Below are 15,781 nucleotides of genomic sequence, written 5' to 3'. Positions count from 1 at the left end.
GCTGGCAAAGAAGCCGGTCAGTCTTCGGCGGTGTAGGGAATGCCAAATTTCTCTAAACGCCGGTACAGCGCAAAACGGGTGATGCCCAGCGCCCGCGCCACTTTGGACACCCGGTTGTGGTGGAACGCCATCGCCCGCCGAATCATCTGGTATTCAATTTCCTCCAGCGTCATGGTGCCGACCTCCGGTAAGTGGGAAGGGTCTTTCAAGGCAGCCGCTAAAGGAATGTGCTTCTGAAAATCGGCAACCTCCAGTTCATCACTATTCGACAGCAGCACGGCCCGCTCGACGATGTTCTTCAACTGGCGGATGTTGCCCGGCACCGCGAGGTTCTTCAGCCATTTGGCGGCTGCTGCACTGACACGCAAATTAGGACGGCCGTAGATGGTGCGCAGATTGTTCACAAAATACTCTACCAGCATGGGTATATCGCCCGGCCGCTCCCGCAAAGAGGGCAGCTTCACAGTAATCAGGTTGATGCGGTAGAACAGATCCTCGCGGAACGTACCCCTCGCGACCATTTCTTCCAGATGGCGGTTGGTGGCGCAGATAACCCGCACATCCACCGTCCGGCTCTTGCTGCTGCCGAGCGGCTCAAACGTCCGGTCCTGCAACACCCGCAGCAGCTTTACCTGACTGGACGGGTCAAGGTCGCCGATCTCATCCAGAAAAATGCTGCCTTTGTTGGCCAGTTCAAACCGGCCGATGCGGTCCGATTTGGCATCGGTAAACGCTCCGCGTACATGCCCGAACAGTTCACTTTCGAACAGAGTAGAGGAGATGCCCCCCAGGTTTACCTTCACGAACGGCTTGCCTTTGCGTTTGCTGTTCTGGTGAATAGCCTCGGCAATGAGTTCCTTTCCGGTACCGCTCTCACCCGTAATCAGCACCGGCGCATCGGTTGGCGCTACCCGGCCGATGGTCTCCAGCACATCGAGCAGTTTCGGGTCTTCGCCCACGATATGCTCAAAATGGTATTGCTGATCCAGCCTCCGCCGGCTCGGCGACTGCGGCTTCTGCTGCGACAGATTCAGAATGGTGCGAATTGATTGCAGCAGGTACTCATTCTGCCAGGGTTTCGTGATAAAATCTTTCGCCCCGGCTTTCATACCCTGCACCGCCAGGTCGATGGAGCCCCAGCCGGTAATCAGAATCACCGGCACATCCGGCTGCTGCCGCCGGATGGCCGTGAGTGTCCGCAGCCCCTCTTCCCCCGACGTTTCAATGGAGAAGTTCATATCCAGCAGCATCAGCTCCGGCGTTTCCTCATCCAGTATATCAAACGCCTGCGCCGGTGAGGCCGCTGTTTTCACAACAAACCCTTCCCGTCTCAGCAGCAGCGAGAGCGAGGTCTGAACGGCTATATCGTCGTCAATGATTAACAGCATGGGGGTTGGGGCGTGGGGCTAGGGGTGTGGGGCAGGGGGTAAAGGGCAGAGAGCAGGGAGCATGGTGCGAAGGCAGGGGTTAAGGCGTTGGGGGTAAAAGAGCTTTTTGGAAGTTGTTAATCTTTCTGCTTAGCTCATCTAAACGTCCGAACAGGGCTTGTCTGTTAGTTTCTGTGATATGCTGGCGACGTTCCAGAATGATCAAAATATTAGCACATTCATAACGGGATCGACGGGCAAAGTTGAGAAACTGGTAGAATTCCTTTTTGGAAACTGAGCCAGAACCTTCTGCGATATTATTGGATACGTTCATTCCAGCACCACGCAACTGTTCTGCAAATCGGTATAGCTTTCTTTGTTCTAAACTATCAGCAATGTCGAAAAGCTCGTCACCAATCTGAATAGCCATTTGCCATATTTCTAAATTTTCAAAACGAAAACTACGCTTCATCAAAAACTTTGTATTTGCCTAAGCTGTAAAAATAGCAAATTAACCCCATGCCATCTGCTCTTTTCCTCTGGCCCCCTGCCCCTCGCCCCAAGCCCCCCGCTATTCCTCATGCAACGCCATCGCCGGCTGAATTGAAGCGGCCTGACGACTCGGATAAAGCGCGCAGAGGGTGACGATCAGGTAAATGACGACAATGGAGATGAGAATGGCGGTTACGTAAATGCCGGCTTCCAGGTCAAAGACGTTCATGAGCGGAAACTGAGCGGCAAACAGCAGGCCAATAAGTAAGCCGAAGGTAGCCAACACCCAGATCTCACCAACAAACTGGGTAGAGATGCCAGACTCGGTAGCGCCCAGGGCCCGGCGCAGACCAATTTCTGACCGGCGCTTGGCAATACTAAGGTTCAGAATGCCGAACAACCCTAATGCCACGTTGATGAGCAGAAAGCCGCTGACAACCAGGAAAATGATAATGGGGATCAGTGTGATTTTATGCGTGTTCTTACGCTGGTTCTCCATGTACGACACATCGATATTCCAGTCCTGCGTCATAGAACCCAGATCTTTTGTTAACTGGGCCTCAAAGTTGGCATCAGTGCCGGACTTCACCTTTACCAGCATGGTCCGCATCCAGGAACGGGATTCGCCTTTAGGTAGTTGAAAGGTTCCCTCCATATTGCTTTGGTATTCACCATGCGATTTAAAATTGCCGGTAACGCCAATTACTTTCCAGTACTCTTTCTTGCCCTCCTGGTGATCAGGCGATCCGAACTGTAACAACTTGCCCAGGGCGGGTCCATCGCCAAAGAATTTCTTCCGTAACGGCTGATTGATAACGATTGTCTTGACCTCGTCTACCAGGTCGGATTTATCAAACCAGCGTCCTTCTGCAATCGGCACGTTCAGGGTACGGGGCATGTCCAGATCGGTGTTGAAGATATGCGTCATGCTGAACTGTTTGTCGTACATGATACCCGAGTTGTGCGTATTCTGTGAGTAAGGGGCGTTGCTGCCGAACAGCGTGACCGATTCAACCTGCGGGTACGTTTTGGTGCGCTCTTTGATACGCTGCATCACCTCGGTAACTAAGGAGTCGGGCTGGTCGCGGGTGTTGAAGTCAATCGTCCAGACGTTTTGATAATCAAATCCAATCGGCTGGGTATAGTTACGCATATTATAAACGATAAGGCTCGTTACACCGAAGAGGACCAGAAAAGAAGCCAGGATTTCCACAATCAGCAGCGTATGGGCCCGCTTTTTATTCCACATGAGTCGGAAGAGATGCTGTAACATGGGTGTGGTTGATTAGTTAATTGGTTGAATGGTTGATTGGTTAGCTGGCTTTTAGGGCGTCGACGATAGATAGTTTCGCCATGCGCAGGGCGGGGGCGACGCCGGAGAGCAGGCCGAAGACAAGGCAGACCAGCAGGCTAATACCGAACACCGAGAAGTTGATGGTCAAATCCGCTTTGGCAATCCAGCCGCTCTGGTTGATCAGGTAAACAGTGATACCCGCCAGACCTAAGGCTATCAGGCCACCGATCAGGGTAATAAACAGGTTCTCGATGATAAACTGCCAGATCAGCGTCTTCGACGGGGCACCAAATGCCTTCCGAATGCCGATCTCAGATGCCCGCTCCATAATGCGGCTGACGTTTACGTTGACCAGGTTAATAGCGGGCAGACCCATAAACAGCAGCATGAATACGGCAATGACGGAGTAGAAAATACTGCTGGCCGGCCGGTCGAAAAAGTTGTGCAGCCAGGCTTCTACGTAGGTGTCGGCCGAGGTTTCCAGAATGTAATACTTAAAGCCATCGTCTTCCTGCGGCAACGGAATTTTGGCGATCGTCTGATTAAACTCTTCTTTGATGGCCGGGAAATCGGCGGCACTTTTGGCTTTTACCAGTGCCACATAATTGCCGTTCAGGCCGGACGATTTGTAATTGCTCTTCCGGATGTTGTACGGGAAATAAATGTCAGCCGCCGTTACCGGTCGCGTGACCGGTGCCCCCCGAACCACGCCAATAACCCGGTACGTTTCGTTGTCGACCTCAATAGTTTTCCCCACCACCGGCTGGGTATCGTCCTCAAAGTACTGCTTTTTCAGATCATCCGTAATGACAGCCACATGGTCATTATTCGCGATGTTCTGCTCGTTGAATGGCTTGCCTTCCAGAAATTCAAAGTCGGTAACCTCCCAGAAACCAGCGTCGGTTAGTTTGGTTTGCAGGCTTAGGCGCTGGCCGTTTACGTACGCATTGGCAAAGCTAAACATGCTGGCGACCCCTACTTTCTCAGGAGTCTTTAGCGGCAGCACATACTGCCTGATAAAGTTATAGCTGACCGGTCCCATCCGTGCCGACTGCCGCAATGAATCCCGCTGAGCCAGACGCTGAATATACAGCAACTCGTCGCGCCGGTTTTCGGGGTAGTGGCTGCCAACCAGGTGATCGATAAACGAGGTCAGCACCATCAGCACCGTCAGGGTCAGGCTGATGCCGAAGAGCGTAATGAACGTATAGAAGGGGTGCCGCAGCAGGACCTTCCAGGCTATTTTGATGTAATTCAGGATCATGGTGTGTGCTTATAATGATGAATGATGAACGATAAATGGAGGCACCGCACATTAATCGTTTAGCATTAACCGCTCATCGTTTGCTACTAATTGTGAGTCGGCTACCTGCGTGCCGTCGAACAGGCGGATCAGGCGGTGCGTTTTTCTGGCCATGGCTTCGTCGTGGGTTACCATAAGGATGGTGCTGCCATCGTTGTTGAGCTGCTGGAGAATGCTCAGGATTTCGCTACCCATAGCGCTGTCCAGGTTTCCGGTTGGTTCGTCGGCGAGGATGATCTCCGGCTGGCCGACAATAGCGCGGGCAATAGCCACCCGCTGTTTCTGCCCACCCGACAACTGGCTGGGGAAATGTTTCATGCGGTTACTGAGCCCTACCCGCTCCAGCGCTTCGCTGGCCAGTTCCCGGCGCGACTTGCCGGTGGTGTCACCTTTCCGGTACAGGAGCGGAATCTCTACGTTATCGAGTACCGACAGGTCGTTGATGAGGTGGAAACTCTGGAAGATAAAGCCGATCTTCTGATTGCGCAGCCGGGCCAGTTCTTTGTCTTTGTAGCTCGTTACCGGCTGGTTGTCAATGGAAATAGTCCCCTTCGACGGCTGGTCGAGCAGGCCCAAGATATTCAGCAACGTACTTTTGCCGCAACCCGACGGCCCCATGATGGAGGCAAATTCCCCTTTCCGAATGGTCAGGTTGATGTTGTTCAGCGCCAGCGTTTCGATGGTGCTGGTGCGGTAGACTTTCTCGATGTTGGTCAGTTGAATCATGATGTAGTAGAGTTAGTAATTAATTTTCTGGTCGTGTTCAAAATCGTACAGCGTCAGCAGGCGAAGAGTGTAATACGTCTGCCAGTAATCGCGCAGGGCCAGGACGGCATCGCGCTTGGCACGGTCTTTTTCCTGCATGGCAATGCCTAAATCGGTAACGCTGAGGTCTCCGAGCAGAAAGCGGTTCTGCGCAATCTGGTAGCGATTCTGCGCAATCTGGTCGGCTTCTGAGGTGAGCTTCACCTGCTTCTGGAGCATTTGCAGCAGGGTCACCTGGGTGTAAATCTGCTGCTCAAACGTCAGCTTATCCTGCTCCACCGACTGCCTGGCCAGCTCCTGATTAGCGCGGGCCGTTTCGGTGCGGGCCTGCGCCCGGCCCCAGGTCATAATGGGTACCGAAAACTGTACCTCCACAAACTCACGATCCTGCGGGCGTACATACACATCGCTGAACCGGGCACCCCGGTTCGACAAGCCGAAAGCCGCATTCAGGCTGGCATTCAGCCCGTTTTCCTTTTTGGCTTTGTCTACCTCCCGTTCGGCCTCGAGCAGCCGGCGCCGGAAAGCAATGGAGGCCGAGCGGTTGGCAAACGCTTCGTTCAGCGCTTTTTGTATATCGATCTGGAACGGCACAATCTGAGTGGGCAGGGCCAGGTCCAGCCGGCGCTCGTCGCGGTAACCCATGTACGTTCTCAGCTTCAGCGAGGCTACCTCGGCGGTTTGCTGGGCCGATGCCAGGTCTTTCCGGGCCGTCAGCACACTCAGTTCCAGTTGCAGCAGGTCGTTTTGCGAAATGCGGCCCAACTCCAGCTTCTTCAGCGCTATTTTGTAGAGGGTATCGTTGTTCATCAGGTTTTTCTCGGCAATCTGGAGATTCACCTGCGCCACCAGCAGATCAAAGTAGAACCCGGTAGCGTTCAGGGCTACTTCTTCCATTGACTCCACAAACTGCTGATTGCCTTCGGCGTATTTCAGCGGCTCAATCTTGCGGTCCCACTTCATCTGGTTGAACCGGAACAGCGGCTGGCTGAGGCCGATACCAAAGGGAATGCCGTTGTACAGCGTGTTGTTATCGCGGAAATTATCGAACCGCTGAATCTGCTTCTGCACGAAGATACTGCCACCCGTCTGCGGAATATTCTGGCTCAGCAACAGCGCGACCACCGAGTTGTTGTTTGAAATCGGCTGAAAGGCAATGGTGCCGTCGGGCTGAATAACTTCGATAAACGAGCGGGTAAAGCCGGGAAGCGTACCGTTTACGCCCAGTTGCGGCCTAAAATCGGCCAGAAACGTGCGGTACTTCCAGTAGTTGGTGCGCTGCTGCGTCGTGGCCTGCTTGGCGGCAATGGACTGCTGCCGGGCAATGGTTACCACCTCCTGCAGGGTGACCGGCTCCGTCTGGGCGAAGCCAGAAAAGACAGTTCCCAGCAGGGCCGACAGCAAGAGTGTTAAACGTGTTTTCATGGTGGCGTGGATGGTGAATAGAAGACGTTACTGGCTGTCGGTGTCGATGGTCAGCTCCTGTAAATGCTCGTATTGGCTCAGATCAGTAATGATGACTTTTTCCCCCGGCTGAATGCCGCTTTTGATTTCGACGTAATCGAAATTGCTCAGGCCAACTTCAACTTCCCGACGTTGGGCTACTCCGTTTTCGAGCACGAATACATACTGTTTCCGTTTCCCTTTAAAGGCCGGCCCGTTGGGTACCCGCACGGCTTTGGCGGCACTTTCGGTCACGATGAATACCTCGACTTTCATTTTAGGCCGGAGCGATGCGTGGCGGTTGTTGTCCAACTGCACCGTAAACTGAATAACGCCGTTCTGCACCGACGGCTTTACCTGCGTGATGATGCCCCGTAAGGTAGTTTCGTTCACCTTCACCACCACCGGCAACCCGGTTTTTACCTGATCGGCGTATACGTCGGAGCAGGAACCTTCAATGCGGAAGCTGGCGAGGTCGGCTACTTTGGCGAGCATTTCGCCCTCGTTCACCGCCGAGCCGATGTTTTCGTTGACCCAGGTCAGCACCCCGGCGCGGTCGGTCAGGATGTCGGCCTGCTTTAGCTTACGCTCCATTTCCTGGAGGTTTTTTTCTTCGATCTGGGCCTGTAGCGTAGACTCCCGGACGCTGGCCCCCATCGACTGGCGATTGTAGTTGAGGTCGTTTTCGAGTTGCTTTTTCTCCAGCTCAGCAATGCGCAGGGCGTTTTCGGCGCGGGTGACGTCTTCCTGCGTTTTGCCGCCTACTTTCTGGAGCCGTTTGGTATCTTCCCACTCGGCTCGCAGGCGGTTGATGTTCAGCGATTTGATTTTGTCGTTGATTTCGGCATCGTACAGGTTTTTGTTCAGCTTCATTTTGAGTTGGTCGATGCCGTTGCGCTTCAGCGAAAGCTGGTCTTTCATTTTCTCATACTCAATCAGCGACAGCGATTTGTCAAGTTCGAGAATGGCCTGACCGGGTTTCACCTGTGTGCCGGGTGTCAGCAGCACGCGTTTGATGCCGGCCCGGATCGGTGTGGTAATAATCTGCTCGTAGGCCGGAATCACTTCGCCGGTGGCATTCAGCGTGTTTTCTACGCTGCCAACTTCGGCTACCCCCGTTCGGATTTTAGCGCTGTCGACGGAGGTTTTCAATACATTGCGGAATAGCCAGATGGCTGCAACAAGGGCGGTGATGGCAATTAAGCCCACAACTACGCCTTTGTTGCGGCTCTGTCTGGCAATCTCGGGGGCAAGTTCTCTATCCATGGTAGTGGTGTGGGTTTGCTCTCAATAAGCCAAAAGCCGTGCCAGGTGCTAACTTGCTGATTCGTAGATGGTTAACTGATTGATTGGTTTCGGGAAGTGTGCGATTGCGCACAGGATGTGCGGGAGCGAACAGGACGCTGGTTGACAGTTTACCCAATTGGTGGGAAACAATTGAGCATTGCAGGAAAGAAATATGTAGATTCAGGGGTCCGTAACCAGCTTGAATAACCATGAAGATGCTGCCCCTGATCCCCTGCCTGCTGCTGACCCTTAGTGCCCTTGCCCAGCCCCGAACGGCTCCACGACCGAACCGTCCGGCGACGGCACAACCGGCTGCAACCAACTTGGCAACGGAGCAACTCAATGCGGTATTGAAAGCCTACCAGCAGTTTCAGGGGCAGGAGTATTCCCGACGGGGGACAGGCCGGACAACTAACCCTTTAGGGTCTTTTTCGGAAGCCGATCATATCCGGCGGGGGGCTTCATACGAAAACCTGCTGAAACAGGTAACGGCCATCGACGTCCGCTCGCTACCAGCCGATGAGCGGATTACGGCCGAACTGCTCCGGTTTGTGTTTCAGAACGAGGTGGAGCAGGTACGGTATAAATCCTACCTGAACCCGATTCTGGTCGATTACGGCTTTCACATCGGCTTCGTGGGTAATGCCTCAGCAACTCCGGCGAATGTACAGGAATTTGAAAACTATCTCGCGAAGCTCAGGGACTTTCCGCGCTATGTGCGTCAGCATATCGACCTGATGCGGAAAGGACTGACGCTGGGTATTGCCCAGCCGGCCGTAATCCTGGAAGGCTACGAAACAACCTACGAGCCACACATTGTCGATCAGCCTGAGAAAAGCCAGTTCTGGCGACCATTTAGCCGTATGCCGGCTACCTTCCCGGAGTCGGAGCGAAGCCGGCTGCTGGCCGATGGTCGCCGGGCGATCATGGACAGTGTGGCTGCCGGTTTCCGGATGGTGAAGACCTTTTTTGATACCGAGTACCTGCCAAAGGCTCCGACGAAAATAGGCGTTTCCAACTGGCCTGATGGTCTGGATTATTACGAACAACGGGTGCGGTATTATACTACCCTGCCCATGACCGCCCGGCAGGTGCATGAACTGGGCTTAAAAGAAGTTGCCCGGATACGGACCGAAATGGACAGCGTCATGCGCAGGAGTGGCTTCAAAGGGTCTTTCGCTGAGTTTTTAGTCTTTCTGCGTACTGACCCGCAATTCTACCCCAAGACACCGAAAGACCTGCTGAAAGAAGCGGCTTATATCGCCAAACAAGCCGAAGCGCAGCTACCGACCTTTTTCGGTAAACTGCCCCGGCAGCCGTTCGGCGTAGCGCCCGTGCCGGATTACCTGGCTCCGAAGTACACGGGCGGACGCTACAGCGGGGCGTCCATCAAAAGCAAAAATGCGGGCTATTACTGGGTGAATACCTATGACCTGAAAAGCCGTACCCTCTACACGCTGGAAGCGCTTACGCTCCACGAGGCCGTGCCGGGTCATCACCTGCAGACGGCGCTGGCGCAGGAGTTGACGGATCTGCCGGCCTTCCGGCAAAACCTCTACGTCAACGCGTTCGGGGAAGGCTGGGCGCTGTATACCGAATGGCTGGGCCGCGAAATGGGCTTTTACCAGGACCCCTACAGCGATTTCGGCCGGCTGACCTACGAGATGTGGCGGGCCTGCCGACTGGTGGTCGATACCGGCATTCACGCCTTCGGCTGGTCACGGGATCAGGCGATGAAGTACCTTCAGGACAATACTGCCCTTTCGCTCCACGAATGCCGCACTGAAACCGACCGCTATATCTCCTGGCCGGGGCAGGCGCTCTCGTATAAGATCGGGGAACTGAAAATCAAAGAACTGCGCCGGAAAGCCGAAGCCGAACTGGGCGCTGCATTCGATATCCGCGAATTTCACGATGAGCTGCTGGCCCAGGGTACGGTAACCATGCCGGTGCTGAAGACGATAGTAGACGCGTATATTTACCGGAAGAAGGTCACGACGTACCGTAAACCGGAATCTCATTCCGGTCGGTAAGTAGAACGGAATCCCATTGCCCGGCGACCCGGTCCGGTTTTTGTCCTCGACATCCGGAATTCCATTCCGGGGTACAAATATGGCACACGAACACCACCTGAAAGTTACCCGTACAGCCCGGTATTATACGTTAGGCACACTTAATGATCAGACGCGCCACGTCTGGTTTGTGCTGCACGGCTACGGCCAACTGGCGCAGTACTTCATCCGGAAATTTGACGTGCTGGACGACGGCCAAAGGTACATAGTAGCACCGGAAGGGCTGTCGCGGCTGTACCTGGACCCGCAGTACAGCCGCATTGGAGCCTCCTGGATGACCCGGGAGGATCGGCTCAACGAGATCAGCGATACCCTCAATTACCTGAATACCCTTTATGATGCTGTATTGCAGGGCTACGATACCAATAGCCTTACCATCAACCTGATGGGTTTTTCGCAGGGATGCGCGGCCGTTTGCCGCTGGCTCAATGCCGGTCATATCCGCTGCGACCGGCTGCTGCTCTGGGCCGGATTTTTCTCGAAAGGGCTAGCCGATGTCATTGACCCCGCTAAACTATCGGGCGTAGATACCGCCTACATCTACGGCACCCGCGACGAGTACATTGAACAGATGGACAATGCCGCCGTTTACCTTAACCGGCTGAAACAGGAAGTACCGGCGATGCAGGTCATTGCCTACAACGGCACTCACTCGGTTGATCGGGGTATCCTGCAACAACTGGCTACGCAGTCCCGTCGGTAAGCGGCTTATTTGCGGTGAATGGTCGTGGCGGCTGACTGAGCCCCGGCCAGTATCGTTATGTCGGCGATGGTGACCCTGGCCGGGGCGGTTACGGCATACACGATCGTATCGGCAATGTCTTCGGCGGTTAGGGGTTCAAACCCTTCGTACACCTTTGCCGCCCGTTGGGCATCCCCTTTGAAGCGTACCATCGAAAACTCCGTTTCTACGGCACCCGGTGCAATGTTGGTGACTTTAATGCCGTGCTGGGTCAGATCCAGCCGCATACCTTCGCTCAGGGCTTCTACGGCGGCTTTCGACGCACAATACACGGCCCCGTTAGCGTAAGTCTGCTTGCCGGCTATGGAACTCAGGTTGACAATATGCCCCCGCTGCCGGCTTACCATGCCGGGGATCACGGCTTTCGATACGTACAGCAGGCCCTGCACGTTGCCGTCGATCATCAGGTCCCAGTCTTCCGGGTCGCCATCCTGAATAGGAGCCAGTCCGTGGGCGTTGCCGGCGTTGTTCACCAGAATGTCAATGGCCTGCCACGCGTCCGGCAGGGACTGAATGGCGGCCTCTACAGCCTGCCGGTCCCGGACATCAAACGTCAGGGTAGTAACCGGTACCGACTGGCTGAGTTGATTCTGTAATTCGGTGAGCCGGTCCTGCCGGCGTCCGCACAGGATCAGTTGGATGTTGAGTTTAGCGAAGGCTTCGGCGGTGGCCCGGCCGATACCCGAGGATGCGCCGGTAATCAGGGCGATACGAGACATAATAGCTGTGAGGGATAGGGGTCAATATGTACGGCCGTAAAAATAGTGGTATTCTGCATTTGTATGACTACCGATAAATACCCAAACTATCGGGCCGGCCTGAGGTTAATCTTCCACATTTGTGTAATAACTCTACGAGTTGAGGAGGCATTCGGTGGTACACGCGGAGCTATGCTGGTAGTGTATGGTGTTCATATACAGGTGCTTTTACCGTTTGCTCAGCGCTTGTAACCGAATAATAAACAGCTGGTGCTCAACCGCAAAATCCGGCCTCAAATTTGTTGGTATAGTAACTGAAATGCCATCACGTTTACTCGCTTTATCTATCGAACAAACTATACCGGACTAGCATCCGCACAAGTATGACACCCGAAATAACTGTTGTGATACCGACGTATCACCGACCTGATTTACTAATGAATTGCCTGGATGCCCTGAGTCAGCAACGACTCCCATACGGACAATTCGAAATAATTGTAGTTGACGACGCCAAGGATGAAGCTACCGCCGAGACGGTAGCCGAATTTATTCGGACCACGGGTATTGAAACACGTTATCTGGCTCAACCGCAGCGCCTGGGTATGGCAGCGGCCCGTAACCGAGGCTGGAAGGCTGCCCGTGGACGCATTATTGCCTTTACAGAAGACGATTGTCTGCCGCAACCTGACTGGCTGAGCAACGCTCTGGCTGTTTTCAAGCGGGGAGCTCAAGTTATATCAGGCCAGGTTCGGGTTCCGGTTAAAGATCGGACCACTAATCATGAGCGTGTTACCTTTGCCGATTCTATTAGTTTTGTGACGACCAACTGCTTTATATTGCGGTCCATTCTGCAGCGGGTGGGCGGCTTTGAAGAGCAGTTTGATATTGCCTGGCGCGAAGATAGCGACCTGCAGTTTAAGCTGCTTCAACTGGGGGTTCCCATTACAAAATGTCCGGATGTTCGGATTATCCATCCGATCCAGCAGTCGTCGTGGTGGACCAGCCTGAAAGAGGAGCGAAAACAGAGTTACGATGCTTTGCTGTACAAGCGCCATCCTGAGCTGTTCAGGCAGCGGATTCCAATGTATCGTAGTCAGATCGTCCGCTATTATGCCTCAGTCTGTAGCGTGCTGATTGGGCTGATGGCGTTGATGATGGGTAATGTTTTTGTTGCCGGACTTAGTTTTGCCCTCTGGTTTATGTTGGCGCTCACCCTGATTATGGGTCGGGTAGCAGCAGAAGGTGCCGACCCGAAACACCTTACCTACGCAGTAGCTACGGCGCTGGCTAAGCCGTTTTTGTCGGTATACTGGCGGCTACATGGTGCCGTAAAGTATAAAGTTCTTTACTGGTAAAAATAGAGATCAATGAAAGAAGAAGCCCCACTGTACCATACAGTGGGGCTTCTTCTTTCATTGGCTTATCAGGCTTTTGCTTCGTCGCAGAATTCTTCAAATGCCATTTCCAGGTGTTGGGCGATCATCTGAGCCGAACGACCTTCAATATGGTGGCGCTCGATAAAATGTACCAACTCACCATCCTTGAAAATACCGATCGACGGTGAAGACGGTGGATAGGGCAGCAGGTATTCCCGCATTTTGGCCGTGGCTTCCTGATCGACACCAGCAAAAACGGTTACCAGTTTATCAGGCTTTACCTCGCTGCGCTGCAGGGCAGCCAGCACACCCGGACGGGCGGCTCCGGCGGCACACCCGCAAACCGAGTTTACCACCACCAGCATAGTACCTTCGGCGTTCTCCATGGTGTCTACCACCTGCCCGGCGGTAGCCAGATCTTCGAAACCGGCATTCAGCAGTTCCGCTTTCATAGGAGCAACTAATTGAGGAGGATACATATCAGTTTTTTAGTTAATTGGTTGATTGGTTACCTTTTTACTATTCTACATAAATCCAAGTTCAAGTTTAGCTACCTCCGACATCATTTCGGTGGTGTAGGGCGGATCAAACGTCAGTTCCACACTCACATCATTGACGCGTTCAATGGCTCGTACCTTTTCTTCGATTTCGGTCGGGATCGTACCCGCCGAGGGGCAGGACGGGGAGGTCAGCGTCATCAGAATATAAACGTTGTTGACCGGAAAGATCTTAATATCATAGATAAGGCCCAGTTCGTACACATCCACCGGAATTTCCGGATCATATACGCCCTTTATAGCCATTATCACTTCTTCTTTCAATTGTTCGTCTGTCATGGTTTTAGCAAATGGACAAGAGACATTAGACGTTAGATTGCTGACCGGCATACAAAGCGCCATACCGTTTCATCTGGCTGATCATCGAGGCCAGACCACCGGCCCGCCTTGACGTTACCAGATTACTCATGCCTACTTTATTGATAAAGTACAGGTCTGCCTTTGCTACTTCTTCCGGGCTCTCATCCGACAATACTCGAATCAGCAGGCTAATCAGGCCTTTCGAAATCTGGGCCGTGGGCTCACTGTCACCGTAAAAGTGCAGTTTGTCGCCATGCATTTCGGCACCTAGCCATACCTGCGACTGACAACCCCGGATCAAATTGTCGTCCTGCTTGTATTGCTCAGGCAGCGGAGGCAACTTCCTGCCCAAATCAATGATATATTGCGTTTTATCGAGCGGATCGTCAAATAGCTCAAACTCCTCGATAATTTCGTCCTGCTTCTCGTTAATGGTCATTATTAAAGTTTTCCTAAGGGCGTTGCTGTATGCCTGATTGCCGCTATTGTTATCGTGAAATTGATGTATATGTACAGAACACGATAGTTGCCCACCGTTGAGCATAAGCCAGCGATGAACGGGATAAATAATGAATTACATCACGAAAATCTTCTTTAGCCTCATCAAGCTACGTTATTGCTGTAGCCAATGACGAGCCTCCTTCATGACATCTTCGTGCAGGTGTACAGTACCCCGTTCGGCAGCCTCGATTGCCTTTTCGTAAATTTTTGCTGTGCTCAACATAAACACTAAGACGTTACTGACTACTACAACATCATTTTCCGGACACGGTGCAGGCCCTGCACCAGCCGGTCTATCTCTTCTCTGGTGTTATAAACCGAAAAAGACGCCCGCGTAGTTCCGGTAAGACCAAACCGGCGCATCAGCGGTTGCGTGCAGTGGTGACCCGTCCGGACGGCAATGCCCTGCTGATCCAGAATCACGCCGATGTCCTGGTGGTGAATGCCATCCATCACAAACGAAACCACGCTGATCTTTTCTTTAGCCTGACCTATAATCCGCAACCCCTCGATCTCGCTGAGTTGTTCGGTGGCGTACCGAAGCAGGTCAGTCTCATGAGCTGCTACATTGGCTTTGCCCAGCGTTTCCAGATATTCCAGAGCCACTTTTACGGCAATAACGTCGGCAATATTGGGTGTGCCGGCTTCAAACTTATAAGGCAGATCGTTGTAGGTTGTCTTTTCAAACGTAACTTCCTTAATCATTTCGCCACCACCCCGGTACGGCGGCATGGCTTCGAGCAGGGCTTTCTTGCCGTACAAAACTCCCATGCCGGTAGGGCCATACAGTTTATGGGCCGACAACACATAGAAATCAACATCCAGCGCCTGCACGTCGATGTCGATATGCGAGGTAGCCTGTGCGCCATCAATCAGGACTACGGCTCCGACGGCATGTGCCTTTTCGATAATAGCCTGCACCGGATTAATCGTACCTAAGGCATTGGAGACGTGAACCACCGACACAAACTTGGTCCGCTCCGACAGCAGTTGCTCGTATTCCTCCAGAATCAGGTCGCCGGCATCATCAACCGGGATAACCTTTAATATACAGCCTTTCTCCTCGCACAGCATCTGCCAGGGCACAATGTTGGAGTGGTGCTCCAGCGTAGAGATAATGATCTCGTCGCCTTCTTTCAGAAACCGGCGGCCGAAAGACTGGGCTACTAGATTAATGCCGTCGGTGGTGCCGTAAGTAAAAATAATTTCTTCCGGGTGCGCGGCATTCAGAAACTGCTGAATGCTTTTACGCGAGGCTTCAAACGCAGCCGTAGCTTTCTCGGCCAGGTGGTGAATACCCCGGTGAATGTTGGCGTTATATCCTTCGTAATAGTGGATGAGGGCATTCAGTACCGGGCGCGGCTTCTGCGTGGTAGCTGCGTTATCGAGATAGACCAAAGGTCTGCCGTTGATTTGCTGATGCAGCACCGGGAAGTCGTTCCGTATCCGCTGAATGTCTAATATATCCGTTGCCGTCTGCATGAAAAGTCGAGTAAGTTGTACAGAAATACAACAACAATGGTAGGGGAAAGGTGCATTAATAATGATGAATGATAGACGATGAATGGGCTGGCGCATAAACAT

The 15,781-nt window shown here is 53.2% G+C and carries 15 protein-coding genes; 3 read left to right on the top strand and 12 right to left on the bottom strand.

Translation table 11 applies throughout. The features are described 5' to 3' along the window. Window positions 1–17: 17 nt before the first annotated feature. The 7 genes from ABD931_RS22645 to ABD931_RS22615 all read right to left on the bottom strand — a co-directional run bounded on the left by ABD931_RS22645 (window position 18) and on the right by ABD931_RS22615 (window position 7,930). Complete coding sequence (locus tag ABD931_RS22645) at window positions 18–1,388, bottom strand: sigma-54-dependent transcriptional regulator (protein WP_345270269.1); 1,371 nt, start codon at window positions 1,386–1,388, stop codon at window positions 18–20. Between the two features lie 79 nt (window positions 1,389–1,467). Beyond that, on the bottom strand, window positions 1,468–1,839 hold the full coding sequence (locus ABD931_RS22640; RefSeq protein WP_345270268.1) for a four helix bundle protein: 372 nt from the start codon (window positions 1,837–1,839) through the stop codon (window positions 1,468–1,470). Between the two features lie 99 nt (window positions 1,840–1,938). Further along, entirely contained in the window at window positions 1,939–3,132 is a 1,194-nt protein-coding gene (locus ABD931_RS22635) for an ABC transporter permease (RefSeq protein ID WP_345270267.1), read from the bottom strand. A gap of 40 nt (window positions 3,133–3,172) precedes the next feature. After that, window positions 3,173–4,417 carry an ABC transporter permease gene (locus ABD931_RS22630; RefSeq protein WP_345270266.1) on the bottom strand — a complete coding sequence of 415 codons (1,245 nt, stop codon included), beginning with the start codon at window positions 4,415–4,417 and terminating at the stop codon, window positions 3,173–3,175. Window positions 4,418–4,468: 51 nt separating this feature from the next. After that, a complete protein-coding gene (locus ABD931_RS22625; RefSeq protein WP_345270265.1) occupies window positions 4,469–5,182 on the bottom strand; it encodes an ABC transporter ATP-binding protein in 714 nt (237 codons plus the stop codon). Window positions 5,183–5,194: 12 nt separating this feature from the next. Further along, complete coding sequence (locus tag ABD931_RS22620) at window positions 5,195–6,646, bottom strand: TolC family protein (RefSeq protein WP_345270264.1); 1,452 nt, start codon at window positions 6,644–6,646, stop codon at window positions 5,195–5,197. A 27-nt stretch (window positions 6,647–6,673) separates the two neighbouring features. Next, complete coding sequence (locus ABD931_RS22615; protein ID WP_345270263.1) at window positions 6,674–7,930, bottom strand: efflux RND transporter periplasmic adaptor subunit; 1,257 nt, start codon at window positions 7,928–7,930, stop codon at window positions 6,674–6,676. Window positions 7,931–8,160: 230 nt separating this feature from the next. On the opposite strand from ABD931_RS22615, the gene ABD931_RS22610 reads away from it, so the two are divergent. Then, a complete protein-coding gene (locus tag ABD931_RS22610; protein ID WP_345270262.1) occupies window positions 8,161–9,984 on the top strand; it encodes a DUF885 domain-containing protein in 1,824 nt (607 codons plus the stop codon). 79 nt (window positions 9,985–10,063) lie between these two features. Then, window positions 10,064–10,726: an alpha/beta hydrolase gene (locus tag ABD931_RS22605; protein ID WP_345270260.1), complete on the top strand. Its 663-nt coding sequence runs from the start codon at window positions 10,064–10,066 to the stop codon at window positions 10,724–10,726. Between the two features lie 5 nt (window positions 10,727–10,731). Here the strand turns inward: ABD931_RS22605 and ABD931_RS22600 are convergent, their stop codons facing one another. After that, the gene (locus ABD931_RS22600; RefSeq protein ID WP_345270259.1) at window positions 10,732–11,484 is read right to left on the bottom strand and encodes an SDR family NAD(P)-dependent oxidoreductase; all 753 of its coding nucleotides are present in this window, start codon (window positions 11,482–11,484) and stop codon (window positions 10,732–10,734) included. Between the two features lie 362 nt (window positions 11,485–11,846). Here ABD931_RS22600 and ABD931_RS22595 point away from each other — a divergent pair, with 362 nt between their 5' ends. Beyond that, the gene (locus ABD931_RS22595) at window positions 11,847–12,818 is read left to right on the top strand and encodes a glycosyltransferase family 2 protein (RefSeq protein WP_345270258.1); all 972 of its coding nucleotides are present in this window, start codon (window positions 11,847–11,849) and stop codon (window positions 12,816–12,818) included. 68 nt (window positions 12,819–12,886) lie between these two features. On the opposite strand, the gene ABD931_RS22590 is transcribed toward ABD931_RS22595, so the two are convergent. The 4 genes from ABD931_RS22590 to ABD931_RS22575 all read right to left on the bottom strand — a co-directional run bounded on the left by ABD931_RS22590 (window position 12,887) and on the right by ABD931_RS22575 (window position 15,679). Beyond that, window positions 12,887–13,318 (bottom strand): BrxA/BrxB family bacilliredoxin, encoded by a 432-nt coding sequence (locus ABD931_RS22590; protein WP_345270257.1) that lies wholly within the window; start codon window positions 13,316–13,318, stop codon window positions 12,887–12,889. A gap of 45 nt (window positions 13,319–13,363) precedes the next feature. Next, entirely contained in the window at window positions 13,364–13,675 is a 312-nt protein-coding gene (locus tag ABD931_RS22585; protein WP_345270256.1) for a DUF59 domain-containing protein, read from the bottom strand. A gap of 25 nt (window positions 13,676–13,700) precedes the next feature. Further along, window positions 13,701–14,135 carry a SufE family protein gene (locus ABD931_RS22580; protein ID WP_345270255.1) on the bottom strand — a complete coding sequence of 145 codons (435 nt, stop codon included), beginning with the start codon at window positions 14,133–14,135 and terminating at the stop codon, window positions 13,701–13,703. A gap of 308 nt (window positions 14,136–14,443) precedes the next feature. After that, the gene (locus ABD931_RS22575) at window positions 14,444–15,679 is read right to left on the bottom strand and encodes a SufS family cysteine desulfurase (protein ID WP_345270254.1); all 1,236 of its coding nucleotides are present in this window, start codon (window positions 15,677–15,679) and stop codon (window positions 14,444–14,446) included. Window positions 15,680–15,781: the final 102 nt, after the last annotated feature.

Origin of the sequence: Nibrella viscosa, from assembly GCF_039541875.1 — a bacterium.
Classification (GTDB): Bacteria; Bacteroidota; Bacteroidia; order Cytophagales; family Spirosomataceae; genus Nibrella; species Nibrella viscosa.
This window is presented reverse-complemented; position numbering and strand designations above follow the sequence as displayed.

What these genes read in the sequence shown, in the direction of transcription:
- ABD931_RS22635 (WP_345270267.1), bottom strand. Translation starts at nt 3,132, where the DNA reads ATGTTACAGCATCTCTTCCGACTCATGTGGAATAAAAAGCGGGCCCAT.
- ABD931_RS22590 (WP_345270257.1), bottom strand. Translation starts at nt 13,318, where the DNA reads ATGTATCCTCCTCAATTAGTTGCTCCTATGAAAGCGGAACTGCTGAAT.
- ABD931_RS22630 (WP_345270266.1), bottom strand. Translation starts at nt 4,417, where the DNA reads ATGATCCTGAATTACATCAAAATAGCCTGGAAGGTCCTGCTGCGGCAC.
- ABD931_RS22600 (WP_345270259.1), bottom strand. Translation starts at nt 11,484, where the DNA reads ATGTCTCGTATCGCCCTGATTACCGGCGCATCCTCGGGTATCGGCCGG.
- ABD931_RS22615 (WP_345270263.1), bottom strand. Translation starts at nt 7,930, where the DNA reads ATGGATAGAGAACTTGCCCCCGAGATTGCCAGACAGAGCCGCAACAAA.
- ABD931_RS22640 (WP_345270268.1), bottom strand. Translation starts at nt 1,839, where the DNA reads ATGAAGCGTAGTTTTCGTTTTGAAAATTTAGAAATATGGCAAATGGCT.
- ABD931_RS22620 (WP_345270264.1), bottom strand. Translation starts at nt 6,646, where the DNA reads ATGAAAACACGTTTAACACTCTTGCTGTCGGCCCTGCTGGGAACTGTC.
- ABD931_RS22580 (WP_345270255.1), bottom strand. Translation starts at nt 14,135, where the DNA reads ATGACCATTAACGAGAAGCAGGACGAAATTATCGAGGAGTTTGAGCTA.
- ABD931_RS22610 (WP_345270262.1), top strand. Translation starts at nt 8,161, where the DNA reads ATGAAGATGCTGCCCCTGATCCCCTGCCTGCTGCTGACCCTTAGTGCC.
- ABD931_RS22605 (WP_345270260.1), top strand. Translation starts at nt 10,064, where the DNA reads ATGGCACACGAACACCACCTGAAAGTTACCCGTACAGCCCGGTATTAT.
- ABD931_RS22645 (WP_345270269.1), bottom strand. Translation starts at nt 1,388, where the DNA reads ATGCTGTTAATCATTGACGACGATATAGCCGTTCAGACCTCGCTCTCG.
- ABD931_RS22585 (WP_345270256.1), bottom strand. Translation starts at nt 13,675, where the DNA reads ATGACAGACGAACAATTGAAAGAAGAAGTGATAATGGCTATAAAGGGC.
- ABD931_RS22625 (WP_345270265.1), bottom strand. Translation starts at nt 5,182, where the DNA reads ATGATTCAACTGACCAACATCGAGAAAGTCTACCGCACCAGCACCATC.
- ABD931_RS22575 (WP_345270254.1), bottom strand. Translation starts at nt 15,679, where the DNA reads ATGCAGACGGCAACGGATATATTAGACATTCAGCGGATACGGAACGAC.
- ABD931_RS22595 (WP_345270258.1), top strand. Translation starts at nt 11,847, where the DNA reads ATGACACCCGAAATAACTGTTGTGATACCGACGTATCACCGACCTGAT.